This window comes from Amycolatopsis ultiminotia, assembly GCF_039536925.1.
GTDB lineage: Bacteria > Actinomycetota > Actinomycetes > Mycobacteriales > Pseudonocardiaceae > Amycolatopsis > Amycolatopsis ultiminotia.
The window spans coordinates 1-24,858 of record NZ_BAAAZN010000033.1; the positions used below are offsets into that span (position 1 = coordinate 1).

Below are 24,858 nucleotides of genomic sequence, written 5' to 3' on the forward strand. Positions count from 1 at the left end.
TGTTCACCCTCGGCATCGGCATGACCTGGGTCGTACCCCAGGTCGTCACCGCGGTCGCCAAAACCGCGTCCAAGATCACCCAGGTCACCACGAAACTGGTCAAAGCACTCAAAGCACTCGTGCCGCTACTGAAAAAAGCCGGCACCCTCTTCGACGACGCCGGCAAAGCCCTCAAGAACATCAAGGGCGGCAAGCCCACGCCCGGGGCCAAGCCCAAGGACATCGACACGCCGAAGGGCAATCCGGGCAAGGACGAGTCCACCACAACCTCCGGCGACGACACCCCGCCACCCCAGAACAAGGACAAGGCGGACGACACCCCGCCACCCCAGGACAAAGACAAGGACGGGACCACCGGCACCTCCGGCGACCACGGCAGCTCGTCGGAAAAGCAACCGCCGCCGCCGGAGAACCGGCCCAAGGAACCTTCCGAAAAGGACCCGGCCGAGCAGCCGAGCGAGCTTCCCGCCGACAACAAGAAGAACCCGTCGGAAACCACCGAATCGTCGTCGGCGAACAACGAGCACACCGAAACCGTCGGTGCGGAGAAGAAGAACGGCTGCAACGACCCGGTCGACATCGCCACCGGTGACGTGTTCCTGGAACTGACCGATCTGGAGCTGGGCAGCCTGCGGCTCGACCGGGTGTACGTCTCGTCCTACCGCATGGGCCGCTCGTTCGGCTCGCGCTGGTCGTCCACCGTCGATCAACGGCTCGAGGTCGGTACCCGCGAAATACGGTTCATCGGCGACGACGGAGTGGTCCTCCGCTACCCGGTGGTCGCGCCGGGTGTGCCGGCACTGCCCTTCGACGGACCGGAATGGCCGCTGTATCGCGACGTAGGTGGCAACTTCGTGCTCGAACAGCTCGAAAAGGCCCGCGACCTCTATTTCGCCGGCACCGGTACGGATGGCGTGCTGCCGTTGCAGGCGGTGGATCTTCCCGACGGTGAGCACGTTGAGCTGTCCCACGACGACCACGGCGCGCCGGTGCTGCTCACGCACTCCAGCGGGGTCCGCGTCGGATTCCGCCACACCGGGGCCCGGCTCACCGAGCTACGGGTACTCGGCGACGATCAGGTACCGGACGTGCTCGTGCGCAGCTACGGCTACGACGAACGCGGCCGCCTCACCGCGGTGCAGAACTCTTCGGGTCTTGCGCTTCGGTACGACTACGACGACGAAGACCGGCTGGTGGGCTGGCAGGACCGCAACGGGGTCTGGTACCGCTACGTCTACGACGCCGACGGCCGCTGCGTCCGCACCGTCGGTGCCGGGGGTTTCCTGGACGGCACTTTCGAGTACGAACCCGGGCGTACCCGGTTCACCGACGCGCTCGGCCACGTTTCGGTCTACGAGCTCAACGAACTCGGCCAGACCGTGCGGGAGACCGACCCGCTCGGCGGGGTCACCACGTTCGACCGGGACCGGGCCGACCGGCTGGTCTCCCGGACCGATCCGCTCGGCCGCACCACCGGTTACCGCTACGACGAACTGGGCACGCTCTGGCAGATCGTGCGCCCGGACGACAGCGTCGTCACGCTCGGCTACACCGAGGGCGAGTTGAGCTCCGTGACGGTGCAGGACGAGGACCGCGTCTGGTACCGCAGTTACCGCACCGGCACCGCGCCCGATCCGGAGACCGAACAGGTCGGCGTCGCAAGCTCGGCGCTGCCGCAGTTCGACACTCCCTTCGACCGGCCCGATCCGGCCGAACTGGACCAGTTCGGCCGGCCCCGCTCCGCGGCCGAGGTCGGCGGCGGCCGGATCCTGCTGGGCTGGACAGTCGACGGGCTGCCCGCCACCCGGATCGGCCCGCAGCGGGAACGCGAGAGCTGGCGGTACGACAGCGAGGGCAACGAGGTCGAACACCTCGACGCACTCGGCCGGCCGACCCGGCGCGAGTACGGGCCGTTCGACCGGGTCACCGCGGTGACCGACGCCGCGGGCGGCCGGACGGCCTACACCTACGACCGCAACCTGCAGCTCTCGTCGGTGACCGATCCACTGGGCCGGGTCTGGAGCTTCTGGTACGACGCGGCCGGGCGGCTGAGCGGGCAGAGCGACTTCGACGGCCGGGTCTGGACCTTCGACCACGACGCGGCAGGCCAGCTCGTGCGCACCACCGGCCCGGACGGCGGAGTCACCGAAAACCGCTACGACCGGCTGGGCAATCTCGTCGAGGTGCGCACCCCGCACGGGAGCACCCACTACCGGTACGACCCGGTCGGTGAGCTCGTGCGGATCGCCTCGGCGGATTCGGTGGTGGAGTTCGAGCGCGACGAGCGGGGCCGCGTCGTGCGCGAGACGGTCGACGGCCGTTCGATCACCTTCTCCTACGACGAACAGCAGCGCACCATCCGGCGGCGGACACCTTCGGGAGCCGTGAGCGAATGGTCCTTCGACGAACTCGAGCAGCCGGTCGCGCTCGCTTCGGCCGGCCACACCGTGCAGTTCCGGCTCGACGACGGCGGCCGGGTCCGGACCCGCGACGTCGACGGGGTGAGCGCACTGCAGCAGTCCTACGGTCCGCGCGGCCGGATGACCGCGCAGTCGCTGTCGAACCCGGCCGGCCCGGTACTGCACCGCACCTTCGACCACCTCGCGGACGGCAGCCTCGCCGCGGTGCACGACACGCAGACCGGAACCACGAGTTACCTGCGCGACGCCGCGGGGCGGATCACCTCGGTATCCGCGGTCAACGGCCAGGAGCAACTGGACTACGACCTGGCCGGGAACCTGGTCCGGTGGTCCGGTGCCGGTGGCGCCACCGACGAGTACGACGCGCTCGGGCGGCGGGTGCGCCACCTCGAACCCGGCGCGTACGGGGTCCGGGCCTGGCACTACTTCTGGACCGGGGAACGGCTGACCGGCGTCAGCACCCCCACCGGTGAGCGGTGGCGCTACCGCTACGATCCGCTCGGCCGGCGGATCGCGAAGGAACGGCTGCTGGCGGACGGTTCGGTGGCCGAGTGGATCCGCTTCACCTGGGACGGCACGACGCTGGTCGAGCAGGAGCACGCGGACTCCACCGGGGCGCACCGGAGCACCACCTGGGAGCTGCTGCCCGGTGCGAAGGCGCCGGTGGCCCAGCTCGAACGCGACGCGACCGGGCAGCGTTTCCTGACCTTCCTCACCGACGAACTCGGCACGCCGACCGGGCTCGTGGACGAGACCGGCAGCCTGGCCTGGCACGGTTTCCGCACGCTCTGGGGACAGGTACTGCCGCAGCCGCGGGCCGGTGCGAGCACCCCGCTGCGCTTTCCCGGCCAGTACGCCGACGCGGAATCCGGCCTGCACTACAACGTGTTCCGCTACTACGATCCGGCCACCGCCCGGTACCTGAGCCAGGACCCGCTGGGCATGGCAGCGGGCCCGAACCCGACCGGCTACGTGCGGGACCCGTTCGCCCAGTTCGACGCGCTCGGCCTGGCGGACTGCACGGCAGGCAAGGGGGCGAACGGCGACTCGCCGAGCACGAATTCCTCAACCCAGCACAACGCCGCCAACACTTCGTCCAGCAGCGCTGGCCCGTCCGGTACGAAGGGGAACAAGCGCAAGGCGGACGACGACGGATCCGGGTCGAACCAGCCACCGGCGAAGAAGGTCAAATGGAATGACCGGCCGCCGTTCAGCAGCAAAACCCTGACGAACTTCAAGAACCAGAAGAAGGATCCGGCCGGTCCGACCGGCGGTCAGACCGGGAAAAAGGGCGGCGAATGGCATGGCCGGCACGTCATCTCCTGGCAGACGATCAAGGGGAACACGGAGAAGTGGGTGGACCACCGCTACCCGGACACCCACCCCGACCATGCGGCGATGAACGAAAAGTACAAGAAGGTCGCCACCGACGCCAACAGCAAGATCAACAACCTGCCGCTCGGCGAGGGCAGCACCAACTCGGGACTCGGCGCCCTGGAGAAGAACTTCCCGAAAATCCGGGAAAACATCCTCAACGGGAACATGAAGCCCAGCGACGCCTTCCAGAAGTCCGGCGGCTACATCACCGGGGACACCGCCGAGGACATCGCGAAGTCGCAGAAGAAGATCGAGAACCTCGAAGCAAAGCAGGCCGACGGCCACAAGCTCAGTGACAACGAGCAGAAGACCCTCAAATCGGAACAGAACAAGGTCGACAACTGGCCCCAGCGGAAGGCGCAGCGAGACGAGTTCGGCAAGGACATCTTCGATTCGCTCGACGAACACCATGTCAGCAAGGAGGACCAGGCAAAACTCAAGCAGGACATGGACCCGGCGGACTACCAGAAGCTGATGGACGAAAAGCGGAAGAAAATGGAGGACGGCCTGGACGACATCGAGTTCAACGCCTCCGTCGACTATCCGCTCGCCAACGGCAAGAACAGTGGTGACGGATTTTCCGGCATCCAGGACTACAAGGACATGTACAACCGCTTCAACGACCTCGGCAACAATCCGGGCAAGTACGACGATGCCGCGGTCGACAAGCTGTTCCAGGACTTCAACGACATGAAACCGCCGCGCGGCAGCCACGACACCATGCAGGAATGGGAGAACCGCCCCGGAAAGCTGCCACCGGCGTCGCTGCCCTGATCAACCGCCGCCGCGGGTCCCGCGGGCACGGACGACCGGCCGCCCGTTACCCTCGCCCCGCACGCAGGGTGGAGGTTCGATGACACAGTGGAGCGGCCCGACGCTGATCGCCGTGGTGGCCGGGTTCGGTCTCGCGTTCGTGCTCGTGCTGCCCTACGTCGCGATGAGCTACCGCAGACGGGGTGAGCTGGGGCTGTTCCGGGCGGTCGCGGCGCCCGCGTTCCTGGTGTACGCGTTCGCGCTGGTCACCTACACCCTGCTGCCGTTGCCGGACGTCAACGCCGCGTTCTGCTCGACGCACCGGGACCTCGGGCATCCGGAGTGGAACCCGCTGCGGTTCCTGTCGGACATGCGGCAGTTCAGCACCGATCTGCTGCACAACCCGGCGCTGCGGCAGGTGCTGTTCAACGTCGCGTTCTTCGTGCCGTGGGGCGTGTTCATGCGGCGGCTGTTCGGACGCAGCCCGGCGTTCGCGGTGGCCAGCGGGTTCCTGATGTCACTGGTGATCGAAACGACCCAGCTCACCGGCGTGTGGTTCCTGATGCCGTGCCCGTACCGGCTCTTCGACACCGGCGACCTGCTGTCCAACACGGCAGGCGCAGCGCTGGGTGCGCTGCTGGCACCGATGGTGCGCCGCCGGAGCAGGCTGCTCCCGGCCGGCGAGCCCCGGCCGGTCCGCACCCGCCGCCGGCTGCTCGCCATGGTGCTCGACCTGATCGCCGTCACCCTGCTGGGCTCGGTCGCGAACGTGATCGTGATCGCGGTCGAATACCTCTTCCAGGGCACCATGCACAGCAGTCCTGCGGTGGACACCGTGCTGTTCACCTGGCTGCCCGCGGTGCTCCTGCTGCTGGTGCTCCCGCTCGCCGGCCACGGCGCGACGGCCGGGCAGCACGCGGTCCGGCTCACCGTCGTCGACGCCAGGGCCGAGCCGCCTTCGACGGTTCAGTGCGTGGTCCGCTTCCTCGTGGGGTCGGGTGGCTACTTCCTGCTCGTCGGCTTCGCGCCGAACTGGGCGACGCTGTGGCTGGTGGTGCATCTGGGATTCCTGCTCTGCACCCGCGGCACCCGCGGGCTCAGCGGACGGCTCACCGGACTCACCGTGATCGACGAACGCAGTCCGGACCGGGTACTCGTCCGGCAACGGTGATGTCGGTTTTTCGCGAGGTTTCGCCGGCCTCCCGAGGCAGACTGAACCTCGTGTACGAGCAGACCGAGCGCTGCATCCGGGCGGTGCAGGCGAAAGACGACCGGTTCGACGGCTGGTTCTACACCGCGGTGCGGACCACCGGCATCTATTGCCGGCCGAGCTGCCCGGTGGTGCCGCCGAAGGTGGCGAACATGCGCTTCTACCCGAGCGCCGCCGCCGCACAGGCAGCCGGCTTCCGCGCCTGCAAGCGGTGCCGGCCGGATGCCTCACCCGGCTCTCCACTGTGGAACGAACGAGCCGACCTCGTCGCCCGTGCAATGCGGTTGATCGCCGACGGCGTGGTGGACCGCGAGGGCGTACAAGGGCTGGCGGCACGGCTCGGCTACAGCGTCCGGCAGGTGGAACGGCAGGTCCGGGCGGAACTGGGGGCCGGCCCGCTCGCGCTCGCCCGCGCCCAGCGTGCGGAGACCGCGCGGCTGCTGGTCGAAACCACCGCGATACCGATGGGCGACATCGCGCACGCGGCCGGGTTTTCCAGCATCCGCACGTTCAACGAGACGGTGCGTGCCGTCTTCGCCCGCACACCGGGTGAGTTGCGGTCCCGTGCCCGCGGCGGCGGACGGGAGAACTCACCGAGCGTGCTCGCGCTGCGGCTGCCGTTCCGCCGTCCACTGTGTCCGGACAACCTCTTCGGGCACCTGGCCGCCACGGCGGTGCCCGGGGTCGAGGAATGGCGGGACGGCGCCTATCGCCGCACGCTCCGGCTGCCACACGGCCACGGCGTGGTGTCGCTGCGCCCCGAACCGGACCACATCGCCTGCCGGCTGAGCCTCACCGACCTGCGGGACCTGGCGGCAGCGATCAGCCGCTGCCGGTGGCTGCTGGATCTGGACGCCGATCCGGTGGCCGTCGACGAGCAACTGGCCATGGACCCGCTGCTGGCGCCGCTGGTGCACGCGGCGCCGGGAAGACGGGTGCCGCGCACGACCGATCCGGCCGAATTCGCCGTCCGCGCCGTGCTCGGCCAGCAGGTCTCGACCGCGGCCGCGCGCACCCACGCAGCGCGGCTCGTACTCGCGCACGGCACCCCGATCGAGGATCGCGAAGGTGGGCTGACGCACCTGTTCCCCACCCCGGAAGACCTCGCCGGGATCGACCCGGAGACGCTGGCGATGCCGAAGTCCCGCCGTGCCACCCTGCTGGGTTTGGTCGCGGCGCTCGTTTCCGGCGAGGCCGACCTCGCCGTCGGCGGTGACTGGGAACGGGCGCGCGCCCAGCTGGACACGCTGCCCGGTTTCGGCCCGTGGACGGTGGAAAGCATCGCGATGCGCGCGCTGGGCGACCCGGACGCGTTCGTGGGCACCGATCTGGGGGTGAAGGCCGCCGCCGGGACACTCGGCCTGCCCACCCGGCCGGCCGCGCTGGCCGAGCACGCCACGAGCTGGCGACCGTGGCGGGCGTACGCCGTGCAGTACCTGTGGGCCACCGGCGACCACCCGATCAACCGCATTCCCGCCGAGGAGGAAACGGCATGAGGCACACCGTGTTCGGGAGCCCGATCGGCCTGCTCACCGCGGTCGCGCACGAGGGCGCGCTGACCGGGCTGTACCTCGAGCAGCACCGGCACCAGCCCGATCCGGCGACCTTCGGCGAGCGCGACGATCAGCCGTTCACCGAGGTGAAGCGGCAACTGGCGGAGTACTTCGCGGGTACGCGGACCGAGTTCGACCTGCCACTGGCCCTGCGCGGCACGCCCTTTCAGCAGGCCGTGTGGCGGGAGCTGACCACTATCCCGTACGGCGAGACGATCACCTATCGCGAACTGGCCGAGCACATCGGGCGGGCAGGTGCCTTCCGCGCGGTGGGCCTCGCCAACGGCCGCAACCCGGTGAGCATCGTGGTGCCCTGCCACCGCGTGGTCGGCAGCAACGGCGACCTCACCGGCTACGCAGGCGGCGTGCACCGCAAACGCCGGCTGCTGGACCTGGAATCGGCACGGCCGCAGGCGAGGTGAGCTGGACGTCCGAAGTGGACGATCAGGCGCCGTGGTCGAGCACCACCCGGAACCGGGCTTTCCCGGACATCATGCGCTCGTAGGCCTCGGGTACGCGGGTCCACGGCAGCACTTCGACCATCGGCCGCACGGCACGGGCTGCGGCGAACGAAAGACTGTCCTCGTTCTCGATCGCCGAGCCGGTCAGGCTGCCGGTGACCGTGCGGGTGCCGTTGATCAGGTCGCCGGTGCGCACCGAGATCGGGTCCGGCGCCGCACCGACCACGATCAGTTGCCCGTTCGGGGCGAGGCCGGGCACCAGCGGGGACATCGACGTGCCGCTCGCCGCCGTCGCCACGATCACCGCCGCACCGCCCAGTTTCTGCAATGCCGCACCCGGGTCCGTGGCGGAGCTGTCGAGGTAGTGATCGGCACCGAGTTTCTCGGCCAGCCCCGCCTTTTCCGTACCGCGTGCGATCGCCACCACGCGATGTCCGAGCGCCTTCGCGTACTGCACCCCGAGGTGGCCCAGTCCGCCGATGCCCTGGACGGCGACCAGCGAACCCGGCCGCAGCACCGGCTGCACCAGCGCGCGGTACGTGGTGATCCCGGCGCACAGCAGCGGTGCGGCGTCCACTGCGGACAGTCCATCCGGGATCCGCGCCAGACCGCTGGTGCGCACCTCGACGTACTCCGCATAACCGCCGTCGGCGTCCACCCCGATGCGCGGCTGATCCGCGCAGTTCACGAAGTCGCCGCGGCGGCACGGATCGCATTCACCGCAGTGCCCGCCGAGGAAGCCGATCCCGACCCGCTCCCCGGCGTGCCAGGCCCGCACACCGTCGCCGACCGCGTCGATCACGCCGGCGATCTCGTGTCCTGGCACGATCGCGTTCGTCCGCTCGCGTTCCACCGCGAGCGCGTCGGTGTGGCAGATCCCGCAGGCCTGCACCCGGACCCGGACCCGCCCCGGTCCCGGCTCCGCCAGCGGACGTTCGACCTGGGTGAACTGCCGGGGTCCGGTGACCTCGAACGCACGATATGTCGTCATGACCGTGCATGGGACCGGGCGGGCGCAGCGGTGTCAAGCCGGCCGGGAGTCCACAACGGACTCACGGCAGCTCGAAACCCAGCTCGCGGGCCGCGTCGGCCGGGGTCGGCTGGGCCCAGCGGCGGGCGACCGCCTCGTGCGTGGACAGCGAGCGCAGCTCGGCGCGGTCGAGGTAGAGGATGCCGTGCAGGTGATCGGTCTCGTGCTGGACGATACGGGCGGGCCAGCCGGACAGCTGCTCGTCCACCGCCGCGCCGGTCTCGTCCTGCGCGGTCAGCCGCACCCGCAGCGGCCGGGCCACCACCGCCTGCCAGCCGGGCACGCTCAGGCAGCCCTCGAAGAACGCCGCGTCCTCGTCGCCGACCCGCGCGTAGGACGGGTTCACCAGCGTCCGGAACGGCAACGGCGCGATACCGCGGGTCGCGAGCGTGTCGGCCGGCACCCCGGGACGCTCGCCCGCGTTGTCCTCGACCACCGCGATCCGCACACCGAGGCCGATCTGCGGTGCCGCGAGCCCCACCCCGGGTGCCTCCCGCATGGTGAGCTTCATGCCCTCGATCAGCGCGGTCAGCGCGGTATCGGTCAGCTCGCCCTCGTACGGCCTGGCCGCGGTGCGCAGCACCGGATCACCGGCCTGCACGATCGGCCACGGCAACGGCAAGGTAAGCAGTTCGTCCACCGAGTCGGCGAGCACAGCCGGCCCCTTTCCACGCAGTTGCCCCGGATGATCGCACGGCTGGCCCCGGCACCGCCGGATCGGGCAAGCTGTCGGCTGTGGCCTACGACGTGAACGCGATCCGCAAGCACTTCCCCGCTCTCCAGGACGGCGCCGCCCACTTCGACGGCCCCGGCGGCTCGCAGGTGCCCGCGAAGGTCGGCGAGGCGATGGCCGCCACGCTGTGCTCGGCCATCGCCAACCGCGGCACCGTCACCGCCGCCGAACGGCGGGCCGACGCCGTGGTGCGCGAGGCCAGGCAAGCCGCGGGCGACCTGCTCGGCGCCCACCCCGACGGCGTGGTGTTCGGCCGCAGCATGACCCAGCTGACCTACGACTTCTCCCGTGCGCTGGCGAAGGACTGGAACCCCGGCGACGAGATCGTGGTGACCCGGCTCGACCACGACGCGAATATCCGGCCGTGGGTCCAGGCTGCGCAGGCCCGTGGCGTGACCGTGCGATGGGCCGATTTCGACCCGGAGACCGGGCAGCTGCCGGTGTCCGCGGTCGGCTCGCTGCTCACCGATCGGACCCGGCTGGTCGCGGTCACCGCCGCGTCGAACCTGCTCGGCACCCGTCCGGACGTCCCGGCGATCACCGCCGCCGTGCGCGAGGCCGGTGCGCTGAGCTACCTGGACGGCGTGCACCTCACCCCGCACAGCCCGGTGGACCGCACCGAGCTGGGTGCGGATTTCTACGTGTGTTCGGCATACAAGTTCCTCGGACCGCACTTCGGTGTGCTGGCGGCCGCACCGGAGCTGCTGGAAACGCTGCGACCGGACAAGCTGCTGCCCTCCAGCGACGCCGTGCCCGAGCGGTTCGAGCTGGGCACGCTGCCGTACGAGCTGCTGGCCGGCACGACCGCGGCGATCGATTTCCTCGCCGCCCTCGTACCGGGTGCGGGGAACCGGCGCGAGCGGCTGCGGGCCTCGATGACCGAGCTGGAGCGCTACGAAACGACCATTCTGGACCGCCTCGACGCCGGGCTGGCCGAGTTGCCGCGTGTCGTCCGGTACGGATCGCCCACACGCCGCCGTACCCCGACGGTGCTGTTCTCGGTCACCGGCACCGCCTCGAAAGCCGTGTACGAACACCTCGCAGGCCGAGGCGTCAACGCGCCCGCCTCGACCTTCTACGCCATCGAATGTGCCCGGCATCTCGGACTCGGCGAGACCGGCGCAGTACGAGCCGGCATCGCGCCTTACACCACGGCGGCGGAGGTCGACCTGCTGCTCGAAGCCGTCGCGGAGCTTTAGCCGGTCACCGGGGCCGCACCGCGGAGTCCAGCACCGGACCGAGCTCCGCCACGACGGTGTCGAGCGGGGCGAGGTCGCGGTCCGCGCGGGCCAGCACCAGCGCCCCCTCCAGTGCGCTGATCATCAGTACCGCCAACGATTCGGCGCGCGCCCGCGGCACCCCCAGGTCACCGAGTGCGGCCACGATCCGGCCTCGCCACTGCGCGAAAGCCGCGCTCGCCCGTTCCCGCAGCGGCTCGCTCTCCGCGGCGACCTCGGCGACCGTGGCCACCAGCGGGCAGCCGCCCGAGTACCCGAGGTCGACCAGTTCCGCCCGCCACTGCCCGACCATCGCGGCGAACAACGCGGACGGCTTCGGCTTCGCCAGCGAATCCAGCGCACGGGACGCCCGGCGCGCGGCGTACCACCCGGCCCAGTCGACGGCCTCGCCGAACAGCTGCTCCTTACCACCGGGGAAGTAGTGCTGCAGTGACCCGCGTGGCGCCTTCGCGTGTGCCACCACCTCGCGCATCCCGGTACCCCGCAGCCCCTGTGTGCGCAACAGCTGTGCGGCGCTGTAGACCATCCGGTCCCTGGCCGGACGTTCCGCCATCCGGGCTCTCCTCTCCCACGATGAACTCGAATTCCCGCTCCGCCCAGCCGAATCCGGGCACCACCCGGAACCCGCAGCTGCGCAGCGGGCCCTCCGCCGCGGCGTTGCCCGCCTGCACGGTGGCGTGCACGGTCCGGCCACGCCACCGCGGGCCACCGGTCACCAACCCGACCAGCCCCCGCCCGATCCCCTGCCGTTGCCACGGATCGGCGACCAGCAGCCCGAGCTCGACGGTCCGCTCGCCGTCCGGGACCGCGTTCAGCAGGCCCGCGGGCACCCCGTCGCGTTCGGCCACCAGCGCGACACCGGCGAGCAGGAACCGGTGGTACCGCACCAGGACCTGGTCCGGATCGGGCGCCCGTCCCAGGGTGAACCGCCGCCGCACCGACTCCGGTGAGCACGCCCGCACCACCTCGGCCACGGTATCGGCGGTGGCGGGCCGCACCTGGCCTATGACAGCTGTCATAAACCAGGGATAGCACGACCCCGGCACTATGACAAGTGTCATGATACCGGCCCGCCCCTCGTCTGCCGGATGATCACGCTGCCGACACGCGCACACCGTCCGCACGCCCGGCCGTCCCGCCGAACCGGGGATTCGCCGTCGGTTTTCCGGCAGGCGATTTCACCTCCCGTATCCGGCATGCCCCACTAGCATTACGAAAACCCGATTAATCCCGCCCTGGATACCATGCGTGACCTGCGGGCCTCTTCGGGTGAAAACCGTTCCCACCTGGTTCCGCGCGGCCGTTTCTTCCCTATCTTTTTCCTGGGCAATCCGCTCGGGCACCAGAAGGGAACACCGCCATGACCCAGTCGCTCGAGGTTCCGACAAAGCAATTCTGCATCGACTGGGCGGTGAACGGCGCCAGGGGCGGGCGCGTCCGGTTCACCCTGTCCGGACAGGTGAGCCTGCTGGACGGCAAGCGGTTCTACAAGATCGACGGCGTGCTCTACATCGCCGAGGGCAGCGCGTACTGCCGGGAAATCGGGAATCCCCGGTTGCACGTCCGGCGCAACGGGATCGAGGAGACCGGGCGGCAGTGGGGCTGGGAAACCGTCAGTTCCCGCAAGAGCGCCAACCGGCTGTGCTCGATGGACGGCTATTTCGTGCGCACCGGTTACTGGGCACCCGCCGACCGCAGCATCCAGCTCGGCATCGTCGCCGAGTACGGACTCGGCCGCCGCCGCTCGCACAGCCAGACCGCGACCGTGCGGATGACCGATTGACCCGGGAGCCGGACAACCCGTCACCCACACGTGTGACAGCGAGTCGGGCGTGCGCAGGAACACACCGGATCCCCAGTAAAACCGGGAAAAACGTTGCCCGGATAACAGCGCCCGCGCGGGTGGCGGAGGACGATGTAAGGCATGCGGTACAGGACTCGGGCAGGCAGACCACCACACTTCTGTAAACGATTGCTGCGACGCCTCGGCTTCGCCCGCAATCCGTTGGTCCGGCGTTCGGACCGGGTCGAGGGCGTGCTGGCCGGAGTGGCCCTGGTGATCGCGCTACTGGCGGTCCCGCTCGCGGTGGCCTTCGCCAGAGCGGACATTGCCGACGAAACCGCCGCATCGGAAATGCAGCTGCGCTCCCGGCATATGGTCACCGCCACGGTGCTCACGACCGCGCCGGAGCAGATGCCGGTCGGCGACAGCGCCCCGGTCGCCGCCACTTCACGGGTCACCGCAGTCTGGCACGTGCCCGGCGGGGCAGCCCGCACCGGCATGATCACCGTGCCCACCGGGGCGGCCTCCACGGGCGCGACCACCCCGATCTGGCTCGACCGCAACGGACGGCAGACCACCGCACCGCTGACGCACACCGACGCGGTGACCAACGGCGTGCTCGTGGCCACCTTCGTCTGGCTGTGCGCGGCCGGGCTGCTGACCGGCGCCCTCTGGGTGGCCCGCCGGATACTCGACCACCGGCGCGCGACGCGCTGGGCGGACGAATGGGCGCAGTTCGCCGGCCCGGAGGCAGTCCGCTAGACCCGCTGCCCCCGGGCCCGCACTCGGCGGACCGGCGGGGCGGCACCCCCAGCGTCGCCCCGGCCCGGTCTACGCCTGTCGTTCTGCCCTGATGTGGGTGGTTAGCCCTCAGCTAACTCGCGATGCGCACAGTCTTGTGGAGGCGGGCTCTCATTGTCAACTCTCCGCTAATCTGAGATAGTTGTGTTAGCTGAGAGCGATCAGCTGCATACTGGAGGGGCGAAGCAGCATGTCCGATGAGACCCGGCCGAGGGATACCCGGCCAACACTGGCCTCCAGACTCGACGATCTGTTCCGCACCGTCCGCCCGCAGGGCAGGCACTGGACCAACGCCGAGGTCGCGGGCGAGCTGAAGCGGGCGTCGCCGGAGCTGAAGGTCGGCGCGGTGTACCTCTCCCAGCTGCGCACGGGCAAGCGCACCAACCCTTCTCAGGAGCTGCTCGCCGGTCTGGCCAAGTTCTTCGGGGTCTCCGTGGCGTATTTCTTCGACGACGACGTGGCGGGCTCGGTGCTCTCGGAGCTGGCCGCGGTCGAGGCGATGCGGCAGGCCGGAGTCCGCGCGGTCGCCATGCGCGCGGCCGGGATGCGGGAGGAGAATCTGCAGGCCATCACCACGATCATGGACCAGTACCGGCAGTTGCAGGGGTTGCCGCCGGTCAGCGACGAAACGGCGAAGTGAGCCGGCGATGACCGAAGCTGTGCAGCGCCGCGAACAGCTGCTGCGGATGCGCGAGGAGGGCGACCGGCGGATCGCCGAGCTCGACCTCCCGGCGAACTACGACCTGGCGACGCTGTGCGCGCGGCTCGGCGAGATCCGCGAACGGCCGATCACCCTCGTCCCGCTGCCGATGCCCGCGTCGCACCCGTGCGGCATGTGGGTCGCCGCCCGCGGGGAAGACCTCATCTTCTTCGACGCCAACACCACCGGGGCGCACCAGGAGCACATCATCTTGCACGAGCTCGGTCACATCATCTGCTGCCATCGCGGCTCGGGCCTGCTCGACGACGAGAGCGCCCGGTCGCTGTTCCCCAACCTCGACCCGGACATCGTGCGCGACATGCTGATGCGCGCGACCTACGACGACGAACAGGAACAGGAGGCGGAGATCATCGCCTACCTGCTCTCCGAACAAATGGGCCGCAAACCCAAGCCGACCACGAAACCACCGGCCGAGCAGGAAAACCCGATCGACCGAATCGAACGCCTCCTGCTGTAGCCGCACCAGCCCACGGCGAGTTTCGGCAGCGACCACGACACCACAACCCCCGACGCGGGCTCACCGACCCAGCACGCACCACGGCAATCCCGGCAACCATCGGGGACATCGCACAACCGAGCAGCCCAGAACGCACCGCTTCAGCCCACAACACACACCACACCAAGCCCGACGATCACTCTCACCGCACAACGCACACCACGACCGGCCGCCCCAGAACGCACCGCTTCAGCGCACACCACAGCAAGCCCCGCAGCCACCGGGGACACCGCAACACCGGCCCCGGACTCGACGGCTCAGCCCACGCCACGCAGCACGGCCAGCCTCAGCACGCACCGCGTACAAGGACACCGCACACCGCGACCAACCCAACCCACAACTCACCAAACCAACCCACGGCAAGCCCGGCAACCATCGGCGACACCGCAACACCGGCCCCGGACTCGACCGCTCAGCCCACGCCACGCAGCACGGCCAGCCTCAGCACGCTCCGCGTACAAGGACACCGCACACCGCGACCAACCCAGCCCACAACTCACCAAACCAACCCACGGCAATCCCGGCAACCATCGGCGACACCGCAACATCGGCCCCGGACTCGACGGCTCAGCCCGTGGCGCGCACTGCGGCGAGTTCGGTGGCCACTGTGGACACCGTGGACCGTAGTTGGTCGGGTTGGTGTTCGCTGGTGAGGAAGAAGCGCAACCGGGTCTGTTCCTCGTCCACTGCCGGGTAGAGGATCGGGTCGACCACGATGCCTCGGTCGTAGAGTGCGCTCGCCAGTTGCAGGGTGCGGGTGGAATCGCCGACCACGCACGGCACGATCGGGGTGTCACCTGCGGATCCGGTGGGCAGTCCTGCCTCGCGGGCCAGTCGCAGGAACAGCCGCGAGTTCTCACGCAGCCGTGCCAGCCGTTCCGGTTCCGCCCGCACCAGCCGGAGCGCGGCGAGCGACGCGGCCGCGTTCGCCGGGGTGATCCCGACGCTGTAGACGAAACCGGGCAGCGAGTGCCGGAGCCAGCGCACCGTCGCCGCCGAACCGGCGAGGTAGCCGCCGCATCCGGCCAGCGACTTCGACAGCGTGCCCATCCACAGGTCGACCCCGGACCGGTCCACGCCGAAGTGCTCGCCGACGCCGGCGCCCCGGTCGCCGACGGTGCCGATGCTGTGCGCCTCGTCGACCATCAGCAGTGCGCCGTAGCGGCGTTTGAGCTCGATCAGCCGCGGCAGGTCGGCGAGGTCGCCGTCCATGCTGTACGCGCCCTCGACCACGATCAGCACCCGGCGGAACCGCGACCGCGTGCGGCGCAGCAGGTCCTCCAGCCGGTCCGGGTCGTTGTGCGGGAACGGGCGACGGGTGGCGCCGGAGAGCACGCAGCCCTGCAGGATGCTGTCGTGCGAAAGGGAATCGTGCAGGATCAGGTCGTCGGGGCCGACCAGGTGGCCGATCGCGCCGACGTTCGTGGCGTGCCCGCTCACCAGCACGAGACAGTCGCCGGTACCGAGGAACCCGGCGAGTTCCGTTTCGAGCTCACGCGAGAGGTCACGGTCACCGGCGAGCAGCCTGCTGCCCGACACGGACGTGCCGTAACGCTCCACCGCCTCGTGCACGGCCGCGGTCACCGCCGGATGCCCGGCAAGGCCGAGGTAGTTGTAGCTGGAGAAGCACAGGTACTCCCTGCCTGCCACGGACGTGGTGGCGGCCATCCGGCCCTGGTGCTTGCGGAAGTACGGATTCGGCACCCCGGCCTCGTCGAACTGCCGCAACCGCGCGTCGATCGCGACCGCCTCGGGAAACCGCTCAACAGCCGCGGTCGCCGGATCCCAGACCGGCCCTGCTCCGGCGGCCGCGGCCGCCGGAGCAGGTGCAGACCCGGTGCCACCCGCAAGCCCGGCACTCTGCACCGCCACGGACGCACCCGGCCTCGCGACGCCATCCCCAGGCCCCGCCACATCCACAGCCGCGGTGCCATCCACAGCCCCGGCCGCATCCACAACCCCGGCGCCATCCACAGCCCCGGCCACATCCACAACCCCGGCGCCATCCACAGCCCCAACCGCGTCCACAGCCGCAGCACCATCCACAGCCCCGGCCGCGTCCACAGCCCCAACGGCACCCACAACCCCGGCGCCGTCGACAACCCCCGCAGCATTCACAGGCCCGGCCGCATCCACAGGCCCGACGCCGTGCACAGCCCCTGCCGCATCCACAGCCGCAGCACCACCCACAGCCCCCGCAGCATCCACAACCCCGGTGCTGTGCACAGCCCCGGCCGTACCCACAATCCCAACGGCACCCACAACCCCGCCCGCGCCCGCAGGACCGGCCGCACCCACAACCCCGCCCGCGCCCGCAGGACCGGCGGCGCCCGCAGGACCGGCGCCCGCTGTCGCTGCGGGGGCTAGCAGGGCGGCCACCGCGCCGATGGTGAGGCCGCGCTGCTGGTCCAGGTCCAGTGCCGGGCAGGGGAAGCGCTTGCGCAGCTTCGCCTCCAGTTCGGTGAGCATGAGCGAGTCGAAGCCGAGGTCGTCGACCAGCAGTTGCCAGGCGAACAGATCACCGACCGGGAACGCGCTGGTGCGCGCGACCTCCTCGAACACCACTGCAGACACCGTGCGAGCGGCCCCGGCCGTCTCCGCCGCGGGTTGCGTGGCGGCCTCGGCGGCTGTGGTGCCCAGCGGTGGCTGTGCCTGTGCCTTGGTGAGCTTCGCGTCGTCGACGATCCAGTGCCGGCGAGGGCTGAGCGGGCTCGGCGGCAGCGTCCACCGGGGCAGCCCTGCCGCCGAAGGGCGCAGGCCGAGCCCGGTGACCGCGCGCGGTGCCAGCTCCGCAGGGGTGCCTTCCGGGGCCTCCTCCTCGGCACCCGGCGAGACGACCCCGGCGTACACATCCCGCGCCAGCTCACCGGCCTGCCCGGATTCGAGGGCGACCGACGCGGCGGCCAGCTTCGCCGCTGCGTCGGCCACGTCGTCCGCGGCCAGCGCGAGCCGCTCCGGGAACAGCGTGCGCCGGGCGAGGGTGCCCGCGACCGCGGCGAGCGGCGGCGTCTCGCGGGTCAGCGTCTCGGCCATCTCCCTGGCGTGCCGGGCCAGCCCCGCCCGATCCCGTGCGGTGAGCAGCAGCAGCCGGGCCTGCGCTGCCGGTTCCGCCGCCGCAGGGGCTGCCGGCTCTTCGAGGACGACGTGCACGTTCGTGCCGCCGAAGCCGAACGCACTCACCCCGGCCCGCCGCGGCCCGTCGCCGCGCCAAGGCCGGACCGTGGTCGCCACCTGCAGCCCCGCCTCGTCGAGGGCGAGGTGCCCGGCAGGCTCGAAGTCCGGTTGCGGCAGGATCTGTCCCTTGTGGACGGACAGGATCGACTTGATCAGACCGGCGATGCCCGCGGTGCCGAGCGAATGCCCGACCACCGACTTCGCCGCGCCGAGGTACGCGGGCTCTCCCGCGTCGCGGCGCAGCTCGCCGAGCGCGGTGATCTCCACGTCGTCGCCGACTGAGGTCGCGGTGCCGTGCGCCTCGAGATAGCCGACCGAACCGGGGTCGACCCCGGCGTCCGCGTAGGCCCGGCGCAGCGCCGTCAGCTGCCCGCGCTCCTGCGGCATCATGCCGCCTTTCACCGTGCCGTCGTTGGACAGCCCGACCCCGCGGATCACCGCGTACACCCGGTCGCCTGCCGCTTCGGCGTCGGCAAGCGGGCGCAGCACCAGCACGCCGGCGCCCTCCCCGAGCACGAACCCGTCCGCCCGGTGGTCGAACGGGCGGCATTCACCGGTGCGGGAGATCGCGCCGATCCGGCACAGCCCGACGAACAGGTCCGGCGTGAGCACCAGCTGCGCGCCACCGGCCACGGCGATCCGGCACCGGCCCGCGCGCAGCGCGAACACCGCGTTCGCCACCGCGGTCAGCCCGCCGGAACAGGCCGCGTCCAGTGCATAGCTCTCCCCGTGCAGGTCGAAGATGTTGCTGATCGAGCTCGGACCCATGTTCAGCAGCAGCCCGGCCAGCGCGGTGGCGTGGAATCCGCCGACCGCGGACGCCGCCTCGGCCAGCTCGGCACCGGCACCGCGGCCGAACTCGCCGCCCGCGAGCTGGCGCAACCGGATGTGCAGGGTGCTCATCTCGCGGTAGCCGCTCTCGCTCAGCGACATGATCACCGACGTCTCGTCGCGGTCGAACCCGCCGGATTCCCAGCCCGCGTCCTGCAGGGCCTCCCTGGTCAGGTCCACCAGCAGCCGGTGCTGCGGGTCGAGCGATTTCGCCCGCCGCGGCGGGATCCCGTAGTGCCCGGCGTCGAACTCGGCGACGTCGTCGACGAGCGCCATCCGGTCCGAGTACGCCGCGGAGGTGTCCCGGAAATCCTCGCGGTAGAACGCCTCCCGCCGCCACCGCGAATCCGGCACCGGCCGAAACTGCGGTTTCGGCTCGCTCAGCAGGTCCCAGTACTCGTTCACGTTGCGTGCGCCGGGAAAACGGCAGCCCAATCCGACCACCGCGATGTCCTGACGATTTTCGGAATTGCCCGGTACAGATACCGTAGACGCCATGGTATGACTTCCCTCGCGCGCCGACCCCACCCAGTGGATCCGAGGCTGCCCGCCAAGGCCGGAATTTTCAAGGGCATCCGGGAAAATGCACGGTAAATGCGCGATCAGGTCAACGCTCGGTAGCCGCTCACTCACCCCGCCGGACAACCACCGCGGCCGCCGGGGGCCCGCAGATACCCGCATTTGCGCAGCACCACCGGCAAACCGGGCAGGTCAGCCGAGTGCGCACGACATGCCGTGTCGAAGCGTGCACGCTGCGCCCCGGCACGGACCCTTCCGACGCGCCGAAGAATCCGTAACTTCCCGTTCACCTGCCCGCCCGCCGGGTAACAGCGCAAAAGCGGATCCAGCACTCCGGACGATGAATATTCACCCAGGCCGGAGCTGCTTTTTCGGGGGCTGCGCCACGGTATGACGGTGGTGTAGGGTCGCCGATCATGAACAGTTCCGCCGAGGATGCCCGCATCGTGCGCGGCGTCCCGTTCACCGGGACCGGTGCGGCTGAGTGCGGGCCGCGACCGGGCGCCGCGGCGGGCTGTCGGCCTTTCGAGCACGTGGCGTCCGGGCGCGCGGTCCCGGTGCCCGCCACGCGTTGACCGCAATTCTGGGGAGTCTGGCGTGGACGCACTGAGGATTGTGCTGTTCGCTTCATCGGCGATCTCGTCGTACGCGGCACTGCTGTACAAACTCTCCGCTGTCCGGCGTTCCTGGCGGGACCCGGCGTATCTCGCGATGATGGCGACGCTGCTGCTGCAGTGCCTCACTTTCACCCTCGGCACGCTCTCGATCGGCCAGTCGCTGTTCGGAGTGCCGAACCTCACCATCCTGCTGCTGCACGTCGTGGCGGTCGCCTATTGCATCAGCGCGCAGATCATGATGTTGCTGTGGGCGAATCCGCTGCCCGCAATCCGCCGGACGGTCCGCGGATGGCTGCTGGCCGGCGCGGTGCTGTGCGTTCTGCTCGTCGCGCTCTTCGCGGTGGCGAACCGGCCGGGCACGCCGGCCTCGGAATTCTCCACCGGCAGCAGCGATCCGGTGATCCTGACCTACCTGCTGCTGTTCATCGTCTCGCAGGCGGTGCCGTGCGTGACGATCTTCCGGCAGTGCCTGCCCTACGCCCGCAGCACCTCGAATTCGTGGCTGCGCCGGGCTTTGCGGATGCTCGCGGCGGGTGCGGCGGTGCTGTTCCTCTACTGCGCCGCGCGCACGGTGAACATCCTGAGCCCGGCACTCGGCCTGCACCTCGGTGCATGGGCGGTCGCCGCGTCGGTGTTCAGCGCGCTGGGCATCGTGGTCGTTTCGGTCGCGCTGACCATGCCGTCCTGGGGCGGGCACGTGTCGAACGCGCTGGGCTGGCGCCGCAACCTCCGGTCCTACCGGGCGCTCTACCCGCTGTGGCATTCGCTGTACGAGTCCACGCCGGACATCGCGCTGGAACCGCCGACCGCAGGCGGATCGACCCGGCGCTGGTCGGACCTGCACTACCTGCTGCACCGCCGGGTGATCGAGATCCGCGACGGCTGGCGCGCGCTGCGCCCGTACATGGACCGTGCCGACCCGGCCTCCGCGAACGGCTCGGACCAGGCCACCGTGGAAGCCAGGAAGATCCGGCAGGCCTTGCACGCCAAGCAATCCGGCCGCACCCCCGAGGCCAGCCACGACGACGGCGGCTTCGCCGACCACGACGCGAAGACGTTCGACGCCGAGGTCGACTGGCTGACCCGGGTGTCGTCGGCCTACGGCAGATTGGGCTGAACCACCTGGGCGGACCGGTCGCCGCCCGGCCGGTCCGACAGCAGCGTCTCGCCCTTGACCAGCCACGCGACACCGAACGCGACCACCGCCAGCGACTCCAGCCACAACGTCGGGTGCAGCGCCGCGGTGGCAGCGGCGAAGAACTGCCCGACGAGCACGATCAGCACCAGGCTGGCCAGCATCACCACCCCGCACACCCGGTAGACCACATTGCGCGAGGTCTTGCGCCTGCCCGGCGTGGTGGCGTCGGTCCTGGTGAACAGGAACAGGCAGAAGAACGCCAGGGTGAGGAAGAAGATCGCGGCGAACACGAGGTGCGCGACGCCGATCGCTTGTTCGGTCGAGGTGGGCTCCGCGGGCCGGGTGGGGAACAGCGCAACGCCGATGCCCGCAACGGCCGCAATGGTGGCGGCGATGTCGTCGATCAGCCCGTAACCGCGGTAGGAGATCAGGAACACGCCGATGGCGCACAGCGTGCCGACGAAGACGTTGCGCAGGTCGCTGTAGTAGTAGCTGCTCAGTGAACCGAGCAGGTCCCCGCCCTCCAGCAGCTGCTTGCCGACGATCACGACGATCGGCAGTGCGATGCCCAGCACGCCGATCGCGCGCCGGAGGAACAGGTACGAGCGCACGAACGTGGTCACGGTGCCGCCTTCCCGGTGTGTGCACCCTTTTTACCGCCTTCGGCGGGTGCTCCGGTGGCGAATTCACCGGCTCAGCCGAGCGCGTCGTCCAGTTCCGCGAGCAGTTTCGCCTTCGTGCGGGCCCCGACGAACGCGCGCACCGGGCTGCCGTCGCGGAACAGCATCAGCGTGGGCAAGGCCATGACCTGGTACGCACGCGCGGTTTCCGGGTTCTCGTCGGCGTTGCACGCGCGCACGGTGAGGTCGTCGCGTTCCGCGGCGATCTCCTCGAGCACCGGTTCGATCATCCGGCACGGCGGGCACCAGTCCGCCCAGAAGTCGACCAGCACGGGCTTGTCATGCCCCAGCACTTCGGCGGCGAACGTGGCGTCGGTGGTCATCGGGGTTCCTCCGGTGCGGTGCAGGGTTCGGCCACCCGGGTGGTGGCCACGGCGAGCTTGTCCAGCAGGGCGGTGCGCACCGCGGCGAGGTCGCGCAGGCAGGCCTCGACCTCGTCGAGCTTGCGCCGGTAGACCTCGACCGACGCCGGGCACGCGTCGCCCGCGTCGTGTCCGGTGCGCAGGCAGTCGACGAACGGACGCGTGTCGGCGAGGCTGAACCCGACGTCGCGCAACGTCTGGATCTCGGCGACGAGGCGCAGATCGTCCTCGTCGTACTCGCGATAGCCGTTCGCCGCTCGGCCTGCCGGAAGCAGACCCTCCGCTTCGTAGAAGCGCAGGGCCCGCGTGGTGGTCCCGGTCAGCCGGGCGAGTTCGCCGATCCGCATGCCTTCGACGCTAAACCTTGCCCCTTGCGGCAAGGCAAGCCCGGCTCAGGCGGGCACCGGGTTCGCAGGCACCGGGTACTCGCGGAACTTCACCGCGTTGGCCGCCCTGGTGCCCATGTGGTCGAACACCCGGCCGCCGATCGGACCGGCCAGCATGCGGTAGGTCCGGTTGCGGGAGCGGACCTTCTTGTCCGTCGGCGGAACGAGGAAGCTGCCCGAACCGGCGCCGTTCTTCTGCCCGACGCGGGCCGGTTTGCGCAGACGCTGCTCGTAGCGGGCGAACGCGCTCCGGTGGTCTCCTCCCGCGGCGGCGAGTTCACCGGCGAGCACCTGCGCGCCCATCATGGCGAGCCCGGTACCGGAACCACCCGGCCCGGCACACCACGCGGCGTCGCCGAGCAGCACCACGCGGCCACGTGACCAGCAGTCGAGTTTGATCTGGCCGACCCGGTCGAAGTACAGGTCCGTGGCGTCGGCCAGCGCGTTCAGCAACCGCGGCGTCTCCCAGCCGGCACCGGCGTACGCCTCGGCGATGATTTCCTTCTGCCGCGCCGGATCCGGCCGCCCGTAGCCGTGCGGATCGCCACGGAAGTACAGGCCGACGTGCACCGTCTCCGGATCGCGGTGGCTGGCGAGCATGACACCGCGCCCGGCCTCGTTGTGGATCAGCCCGCGGTGGTCGAGGCCGAGGTGGTTCGGCGCGGCGAACCCGGCGACGTGGTAGCCGAGTTCGGTCCGGAACCGCGATTCCGGGCCGAACGCCGCCGCACGCACCCCGGAGTGCACCCCGTCGGCGCCGACCACGAGGTCGAACCGGCGCGGGGCACCGTGGCGGAAGGTCACCTCGACTCCATCGGTGGTCTCGGTCAGTGTGCTGACCCGATCGCCGAACAGGTACTCGGTGTGGTCCTTGGTGCGGTCGTAGAGCACCCGGGCGAGATCCCCGCGCAGGATTTCGAGCTCACCGCTGATGAACCGGCTCGGCACGGTCTGCACCGGCCTGCCCGCCGGGTCGAGCAGCAGCTGGTCGCCCATCCCGGTCTCGTACCGGCGGAGCTCGTCGAGCAGGTCCATGGCGCGCACCAGCCTCATCTGTTCACCCCGGAAGTCGACGGCCTGCCCGCCGGGCCGCAGCGCGGGCGCGGCTTCGACGACAGTGACCGAATAGCCGTAGCGGTGCAGCCAGAAGGCCGCGGACGGGCCGGCCACGCTCGCGCCGGAAACCAGGACGGTCTTGCTGTTCATCGGTACTCCCTGGGTCGATCGGGTTTCTCGGGTTTCGATGCCGCCAGCGTGCGGCGGACCGCTTACCGACCCCGCACGAACCGCTGACGGTGCCCGTCAGTGCCCGTCAGTGCCGGTCGGTCACGGCGTGATCGCGCCGGAGCCCACCCGGAGTACGCGGACCGCGCGGCCGCACAACGTGCCTGCGGTGGCGAGCACGACCAGTGCCGCCCCGGCGTGCAACGTCGCCGGTACACCGAATGCGGCGGCCACCGGGCCGGCGGCGGTTTCCCCGATCGGCATCGCGACGAGGGAACCGATCACGTCGTAGGAGTACACCTTCGCCAGCCGGTCCGCCGGGATGTGCTGCTGCAACGAGACATCCCAGGCGATGGCGAACTGTTCCAGCGCCACTCCGGTCACGAACATCGCGGCGAGCAACAGGCCCAGCACCGGCGCGTCCGCCATCACCAGCAACGGCACCGCCTGGACGAAGGTGACCGCGACCCCCAGGTACAGCGCCCTCCGCGGCTGCCACCGAGAAGCGACGATCCCGCCGACGAGCGCCCCCACCGTCTCCGCAGCGAGCACGAGCCCCCAGCCGCTGCGGCCGACGCCACGGTCGGCGACCGCGGGCCCGAGCACCTGCATGCACCCCGTCACGACCGCATTGACGACCATGAACTGCAGCACGACCGGCCACACCCAGTGCCGTCCGGAGAACTCTCGCCAGCCCGCGCGCAGATCGGCCGGCGGACGGCCGGACGGCGCGTTCGGGTCCGCGGCAGCAGCACCGACGGCGACCGGCCGGATCGCCGCGAGAAGGCGGTGGTAGCAGCCGGCGGCCAGCGCGAAGGCGAGGCTCGTCGCCGTGACCGCCCAGCCGGGTCCCACGAACGCGGCCAGCAGCCCGCCGAGCGGTGCGCCCGCGACCATCCCGGCGTTCGACGCCATCCTGGCCACCGCGTTCGCCGGGCGGAGCAGGCCGGACGGCACCGTCTGCGGGGTCATCGCGAGCCCGGTCGGCAACGACACCGCCGCCAGCGCGCCGTTGACCACGTTCAGCACCACCAGCAGCGGGACCGAGGCGAGTCCGGCCAGCACGCTCACCCCGATGGCGACCTGGCTGACCGCGGCCGCCGCGGCCGTGCCCTGCATCAGCACCGGCCGTGGAAGGCGATCGGCGAGCACCCCGCCGAACAGCACCAGCACCACCGTCGCCGCGGAACGGGCACCCACCACGATGCCCAGATCCACCGCCGAACCGGTCAGATCGAGGACCGCGAACGCCAGCGCGACCGGCGCGACCGCGTTGCCGAGTGAGACCGCCGTCCGCCCGGACGCCAGCCGGCGGAACGCCGGGTACCGCAGCGGGGCCCGCATTCCGGCC

The 24,858-nt window shown here is 70.5% G+C and carries 20 protein-coding genes; 10 read left to right on the forward strand and 10 right to left on the reverse strand.

Annotated elements, in window-relative coordinates; genetic code table 11:
* From ABD793_RS41115 to ABD793_RS41130, 4 genes are all read left to right on the forward strand, one after another.
* Positions 1 to 4,571: RHS repeat-associated core domain-containing protein (locus ABD793_RS41115; protein ID WP_344869161.1), on the forward strand; the 4,571-nt coding region annotated here is incomplete at its 5' end.
* 79 nt (positions 4,572 to 4,650) lie between these two features.
* The gene (locus ABD793_RS41120) at positions 4,651 to 5,721 is read left to right on the forward strand and encodes a VanZ family protein (RefSeq protein ID WP_344869162.1); all 1,071 of its coding nucleotides are present in this window, start codon (positions 4,651 to 4,653) and stop codon (positions 5,719 to 5,721) included.
* Between the two features lie 50 nt (positions 5,722 to 5,771).
* Positions 5,772 to 7,256, forward strand: coding sequence for an AlkA N-terminal domain-containing protein (locus ABD793_RS41125; RefSeq protein WP_344869163.1), 1,485 nt, complete (start codon positions 5,772 to 5,774; stop codon positions 7,254 to 7,256).
* Complete coding sequence (locus tag ABD793_RS41130; protein ID WP_344869165.1) at positions 7,253 to 7,735, forward strand: methylated-DNA--[protein]-cysteine S-methyltransferase; 483 nt, start codon at positions 7,253 to 7,255, stop codon at positions 7,733 to 7,735. Before ABD793_RS41125 ends, ABD793_RS41130 begins: the two co-directional genes overlap by 4 nt.
* Before the next feature lie 22 nt (positions 7,736 to 7,757).
* Here the strand turns inward: ABD793_RS41130 and ABD793_RS41135 are convergent, their stop codons facing one another.
* The gene (locus ABD793_RS41135; protein ID WP_344869166.1) at positions 7,758 to 8,765 is read right to left on the reverse strand and encodes an alcohol dehydrogenase catalytic domain-containing protein; all 1,008 of its coding nucleotides are present in this window, start codon (positions 8,763 to 8,765) and stop codon (positions 7,758 to 7,760) included.
* A 61-nt stretch (positions 8,766 to 8,826) separates the two neighbouring features.
* Positions 8,827 to 9,459, reverse strand: a complete 633-nt coding sequence (locus ABD793_RS41140) for a peptide deformylase (RefSeq protein ID WP_344869168.1) — start codon at positions 9,457 to 9,459, stop codon at positions 8,827 to 8,829.
* A gap of 80 nt (positions 9,460 to 9,539) precedes the next feature.
* Between ABD793_RS41140 and ABD793_RS41145 the strand changes: the two genes are divergently transcribed.
* Positions 9,540 to 10,736 (forward strand): cysteine desulfurase-like protein, encoded by a 1,197-nt coding sequence (locus ABD793_RS41145; protein WP_344869169.1) that lies wholly within the window; start codon positions 9,540 to 9,542, stop codon positions 10,734 to 10,736.
* A 4-nt stretch (positions 10,737 to 10,740) separates the two neighbouring features.
* On the opposite strand, the gene ABD793_RS41150 is transcribed toward ABD793_RS41145, so the two are convergent.
* The gene (locus tag ABD793_RS41150; RefSeq protein ID WP_344869170.1) at positions 10,741 to 11,247 is read right to left on the reverse strand and encodes a TetR/AcrR family transcriptional regulator; all 507 of its coding nucleotides are present in this window, start codon (positions 11,245 to 11,247) and stop codon (positions 10,741 to 10,743) included.
* On the reverse strand, positions 11,180 to 11,794 hold the full coding sequence (locus ABD793_RS41155) for a GNAT family N-acetyltransferase (RefSeq protein ID WP_344869171.1): 615 nt from the start codon (positions 11,792 to 11,794) through the stop codon (positions 11,180 to 11,182). Before ABD793_RS41155 ends, ABD793_RS41150 begins: the two co-directional genes overlap by 68 nt.
* A 341-nt stretch (positions 11,795 to 12,135) precedes the next feature.
* Between ABD793_RS41155 and ABD793_RS41160 the strand changes: the two genes are divergently transcribed.
* From ABD793_RS41160 to ABD793_RS41175, 4 genes are all read left to right on the forward strand, one after another.
* The gene (locus ABD793_RS41160; RefSeq protein ID WP_344869173.1) at positions 12,136 to 12,558 is read left to right on the forward strand and encodes a hypothetical protein; all 423 of its coding nucleotides are present in this window, start codon (positions 12,136 to 12,138) and stop codon (positions 12,556 to 12,558) included.
* A 141-nt stretch (positions 12,559 to 12,699) separates the two neighbouring features.
* Positions 12,700 to 13,320, forward strand: coding sequence for an Rv1733c family protein (locus ABD793_RS41165; protein WP_344869175.1), 621 nt, complete (start codon positions 12,700 to 12,702; stop codon positions 13,318 to 13,320).
* 229 nt (positions 13,321 to 13,549) lie between these two features.
* The gene (locus ABD793_RS41170) at positions 13,550 to 13,999 is read left to right on the forward strand and encodes a helix-turn-helix domain-containing protein (RefSeq protein ID WP_344869176.1); all 450 of its coding nucleotides are present in this window, start codon (positions 13,550 to 13,552) and stop codon (positions 13,997 to 13,999) included.
* A 7-nt stretch (positions 14,000 to 14,006) separates the two neighbouring features.
* On the forward strand, positions 14,007 to 14,537 hold the full coding sequence (locus ABD793_RS41175) for a toxin (RefSeq protein ID WP_344869177.1): 531 nt from the start codon (positions 14,007 to 14,009) through the stop codon (positions 14,535 to 14,537).
* Between the two features lie 606 nt (positions 14,538 to 15,143).
* On the opposite strand, the gene ABD793_RS41180 is transcribed toward ABD793_RS41175, so the two are convergent.
* Positions 15,144 to 19,079: an aminotransferase class I/II-fold pyridoxal phosphate-dependent enzyme gene (locus tag ABD793_RS41180; RefSeq protein WP_344869179.1), complete on the reverse strand. Its 3,936-nt coding sequence runs from the start codon at positions 19,077 to 19,079 to the stop codon at positions 15,144 to 15,146.
* Between the two features lie 618 nt (positions 19,080 to 19,697).
* Here ABD793_RS41180 and ABD793_RS41185 point away from each other — a divergent pair.
* The gene (locus tag ABD793_RS41185; RefSeq protein ID WP_344869180.1) at positions 19,698 to 20,834 is read left to right on the forward strand and encodes an MAB_1171c family putative transporter; all 1,137 of its coding nucleotides are present in this window, start codon (positions 19,698 to 19,700) and stop codon (positions 20,832 to 20,834) included.
* On the opposite strand, the gene ABD793_RS41190 is transcribed toward ABD793_RS41185, so the two are convergent.
* The 5 genes from ABD793_RS41190 to ABD793_RS41210 form a co-directional block, all read right to left on the reverse strand.
* The gene (locus ABD793_RS41190) at positions 20,816 to 21,478 is read right to left on the reverse strand and encodes a PDDEXK family nuclease (RefSeq protein ID WP_344869182.1); all 663 of its coding nucleotides are present in this window, start codon (positions 21,476 to 21,478) and stop codon (positions 20,816 to 20,818) included. The genes ABD793_RS41185 and ABD793_RS41190 overlap by 19 nt on opposite strands.
* Positions 21,479 to 21,549: 71 nt before the next feature.
* Positions 21,550 to 21,858, reverse strand: a complete 309-nt coding sequence (gene trxA / locus ABD793_RS41195) for a thioredoxin (RefSeq protein ID WP_344869183.1) — start codon at positions 21,856 to 21,858, stop codon at positions 21,550 to 21,552.
* The gene (locus ABD793_RS41200; protein ID WP_344869185.1) at positions 21,855 to 22,244 is read right to left on the reverse strand and encodes a MerR family transcriptional regulator; all 390 of its coding nucleotides are present in this window, start codon (positions 22,242 to 22,244) and stop codon (positions 21,855 to 21,857) included. The genes trxA and ABD793_RS41200 overlap by 4 nt, the downstream gene beginning before the upstream one ends.
* A 45-nt stretch (positions 22,245 to 22,289) precedes the next feature.
* Positions 22,290 to 23,489, reverse strand: coding sequence for an FAD-dependent monooxygenase (locus ABD793_RS41205; RefSeq protein WP_344869187.1), 1,200 nt, complete (start codon positions 23,487 to 23,489; stop codon positions 22,290 to 22,292).
* 120 nt (positions 23,490 to 23,609) lie between these two features.
* Positions 23,610 to 24,851 carry an MFS transporter gene (locus ABD793_RS41210; protein WP_425548854.1) on the reverse strand — a complete coding sequence of 414 codons (1,242 nt, stop codon included), beginning with the start codon at positions 24,849 to 24,851 and terminating at the stop codon, positions 23,610 to 23,612.
* Positions 24,852 to 24,858: the final 7 nt, after the last annotated feature.

Excerpts from the sequence above, each read along its gene's own strand:
- ABD793_RS41120 (WP_344869162.1), top strand. The coding sequence starts at position 4,651 with ATGACACAGTGGAGCGGCCCGACGCTGATCGCCGTGGTGGCCGGGTTC.
- ABD793_RS41130 (WP_344869165.1), top strand. The coding sequence starts at position 7,253 with ATGAGGCACACCGTGTTCGGGAGCCCGATCGGCCTGCTCACCGCGGTC.
- ABD793_RS41135 (WP_344869166.1), bottom strand. The coding sequence starts at position 8,765 with ATGACGACATATCGTGCGTTCGAGGTCACCGGACCCCGGCAGTTCACC.
- ABD793_RS41150 (WP_344869170.1), bottom strand. The coding sequence starts at position 11,247 with ATGCGCGAGGTGGTGGCACACGCGAAGGCGCCACGCGGGTCACTGCAG.
- ABD793_RS41155 (WP_344869171.1), bottom strand. The coding sequence starts at position 11,794 with ATGACAGCTGTCATAGGCCAGGTGCGGCCCGCCACCGCCGATACCGTG.
- ABD793_RS41160 (WP_344869173.1), top strand. The coding sequence starts at position 12,136 with ATGACCCAGTCGCTCGAGGTTCCGACAAAGCAATTCTGCATCGACTGG.
- ABD793_RS41165 (WP_344869175.1), top strand. The coding sequence starts at position 12,700 with ATGCGGTACAGGACTCGGGCAGGCAGACCACCACACTTCTGTAAACGA.
- ABD793_RS41170 (WP_344869176.1), top strand. The coding sequence starts at position 13,550 with ATGTCCGATGAGACCCGGCCGAGGGATACCCGGCCAACACTGGCCTCC.
- ABD793_RS41175 (WP_344869177.1), top strand. The coding sequence starts at position 14,007 with ATGACCGAAGCTGTGCAGCGCCGCGAACAGCTGCTGCGGATGCGCGAG.
- ABD793_RS41180 (WP_344869179.1), bottom strand. The coding sequence starts at position 19,079 with ATGGCGTCTACGGTATCTGTACCGGGCAATTCCGAAAATCGTCAGGAC.
- trxA (WP_344869183.1), bottom strand. The coding sequence starts at position 21,858 with ATGACCACCGACGCCACGTTCGCCGCCGAAGTGCTGGGGCATGACAAG.
- ABD793_RS41200 (WP_344869185.1), bottom strand. The coding sequence starts at position 22,244 with ATGCGGATCGGCGAACTCGCCCGGCTGACCGGGACCACCACGCGGGCC.
- ABD793_RS41205 (WP_344869187.1), bottom strand. The coding sequence starts at position 23,489 with ATGAACAGCAAGACCGTCCTGGTTTCCGGCGCGAGCGTGGCCGGCCCG.
- ABD793_RS41210 (WP_425548854.1), bottom strand. The coding sequence starts at position 24,851 with ATGCGGGCCCCGCTGCGGTACCCGGCGTTCCGCCGGCTGGCGTCCGGG.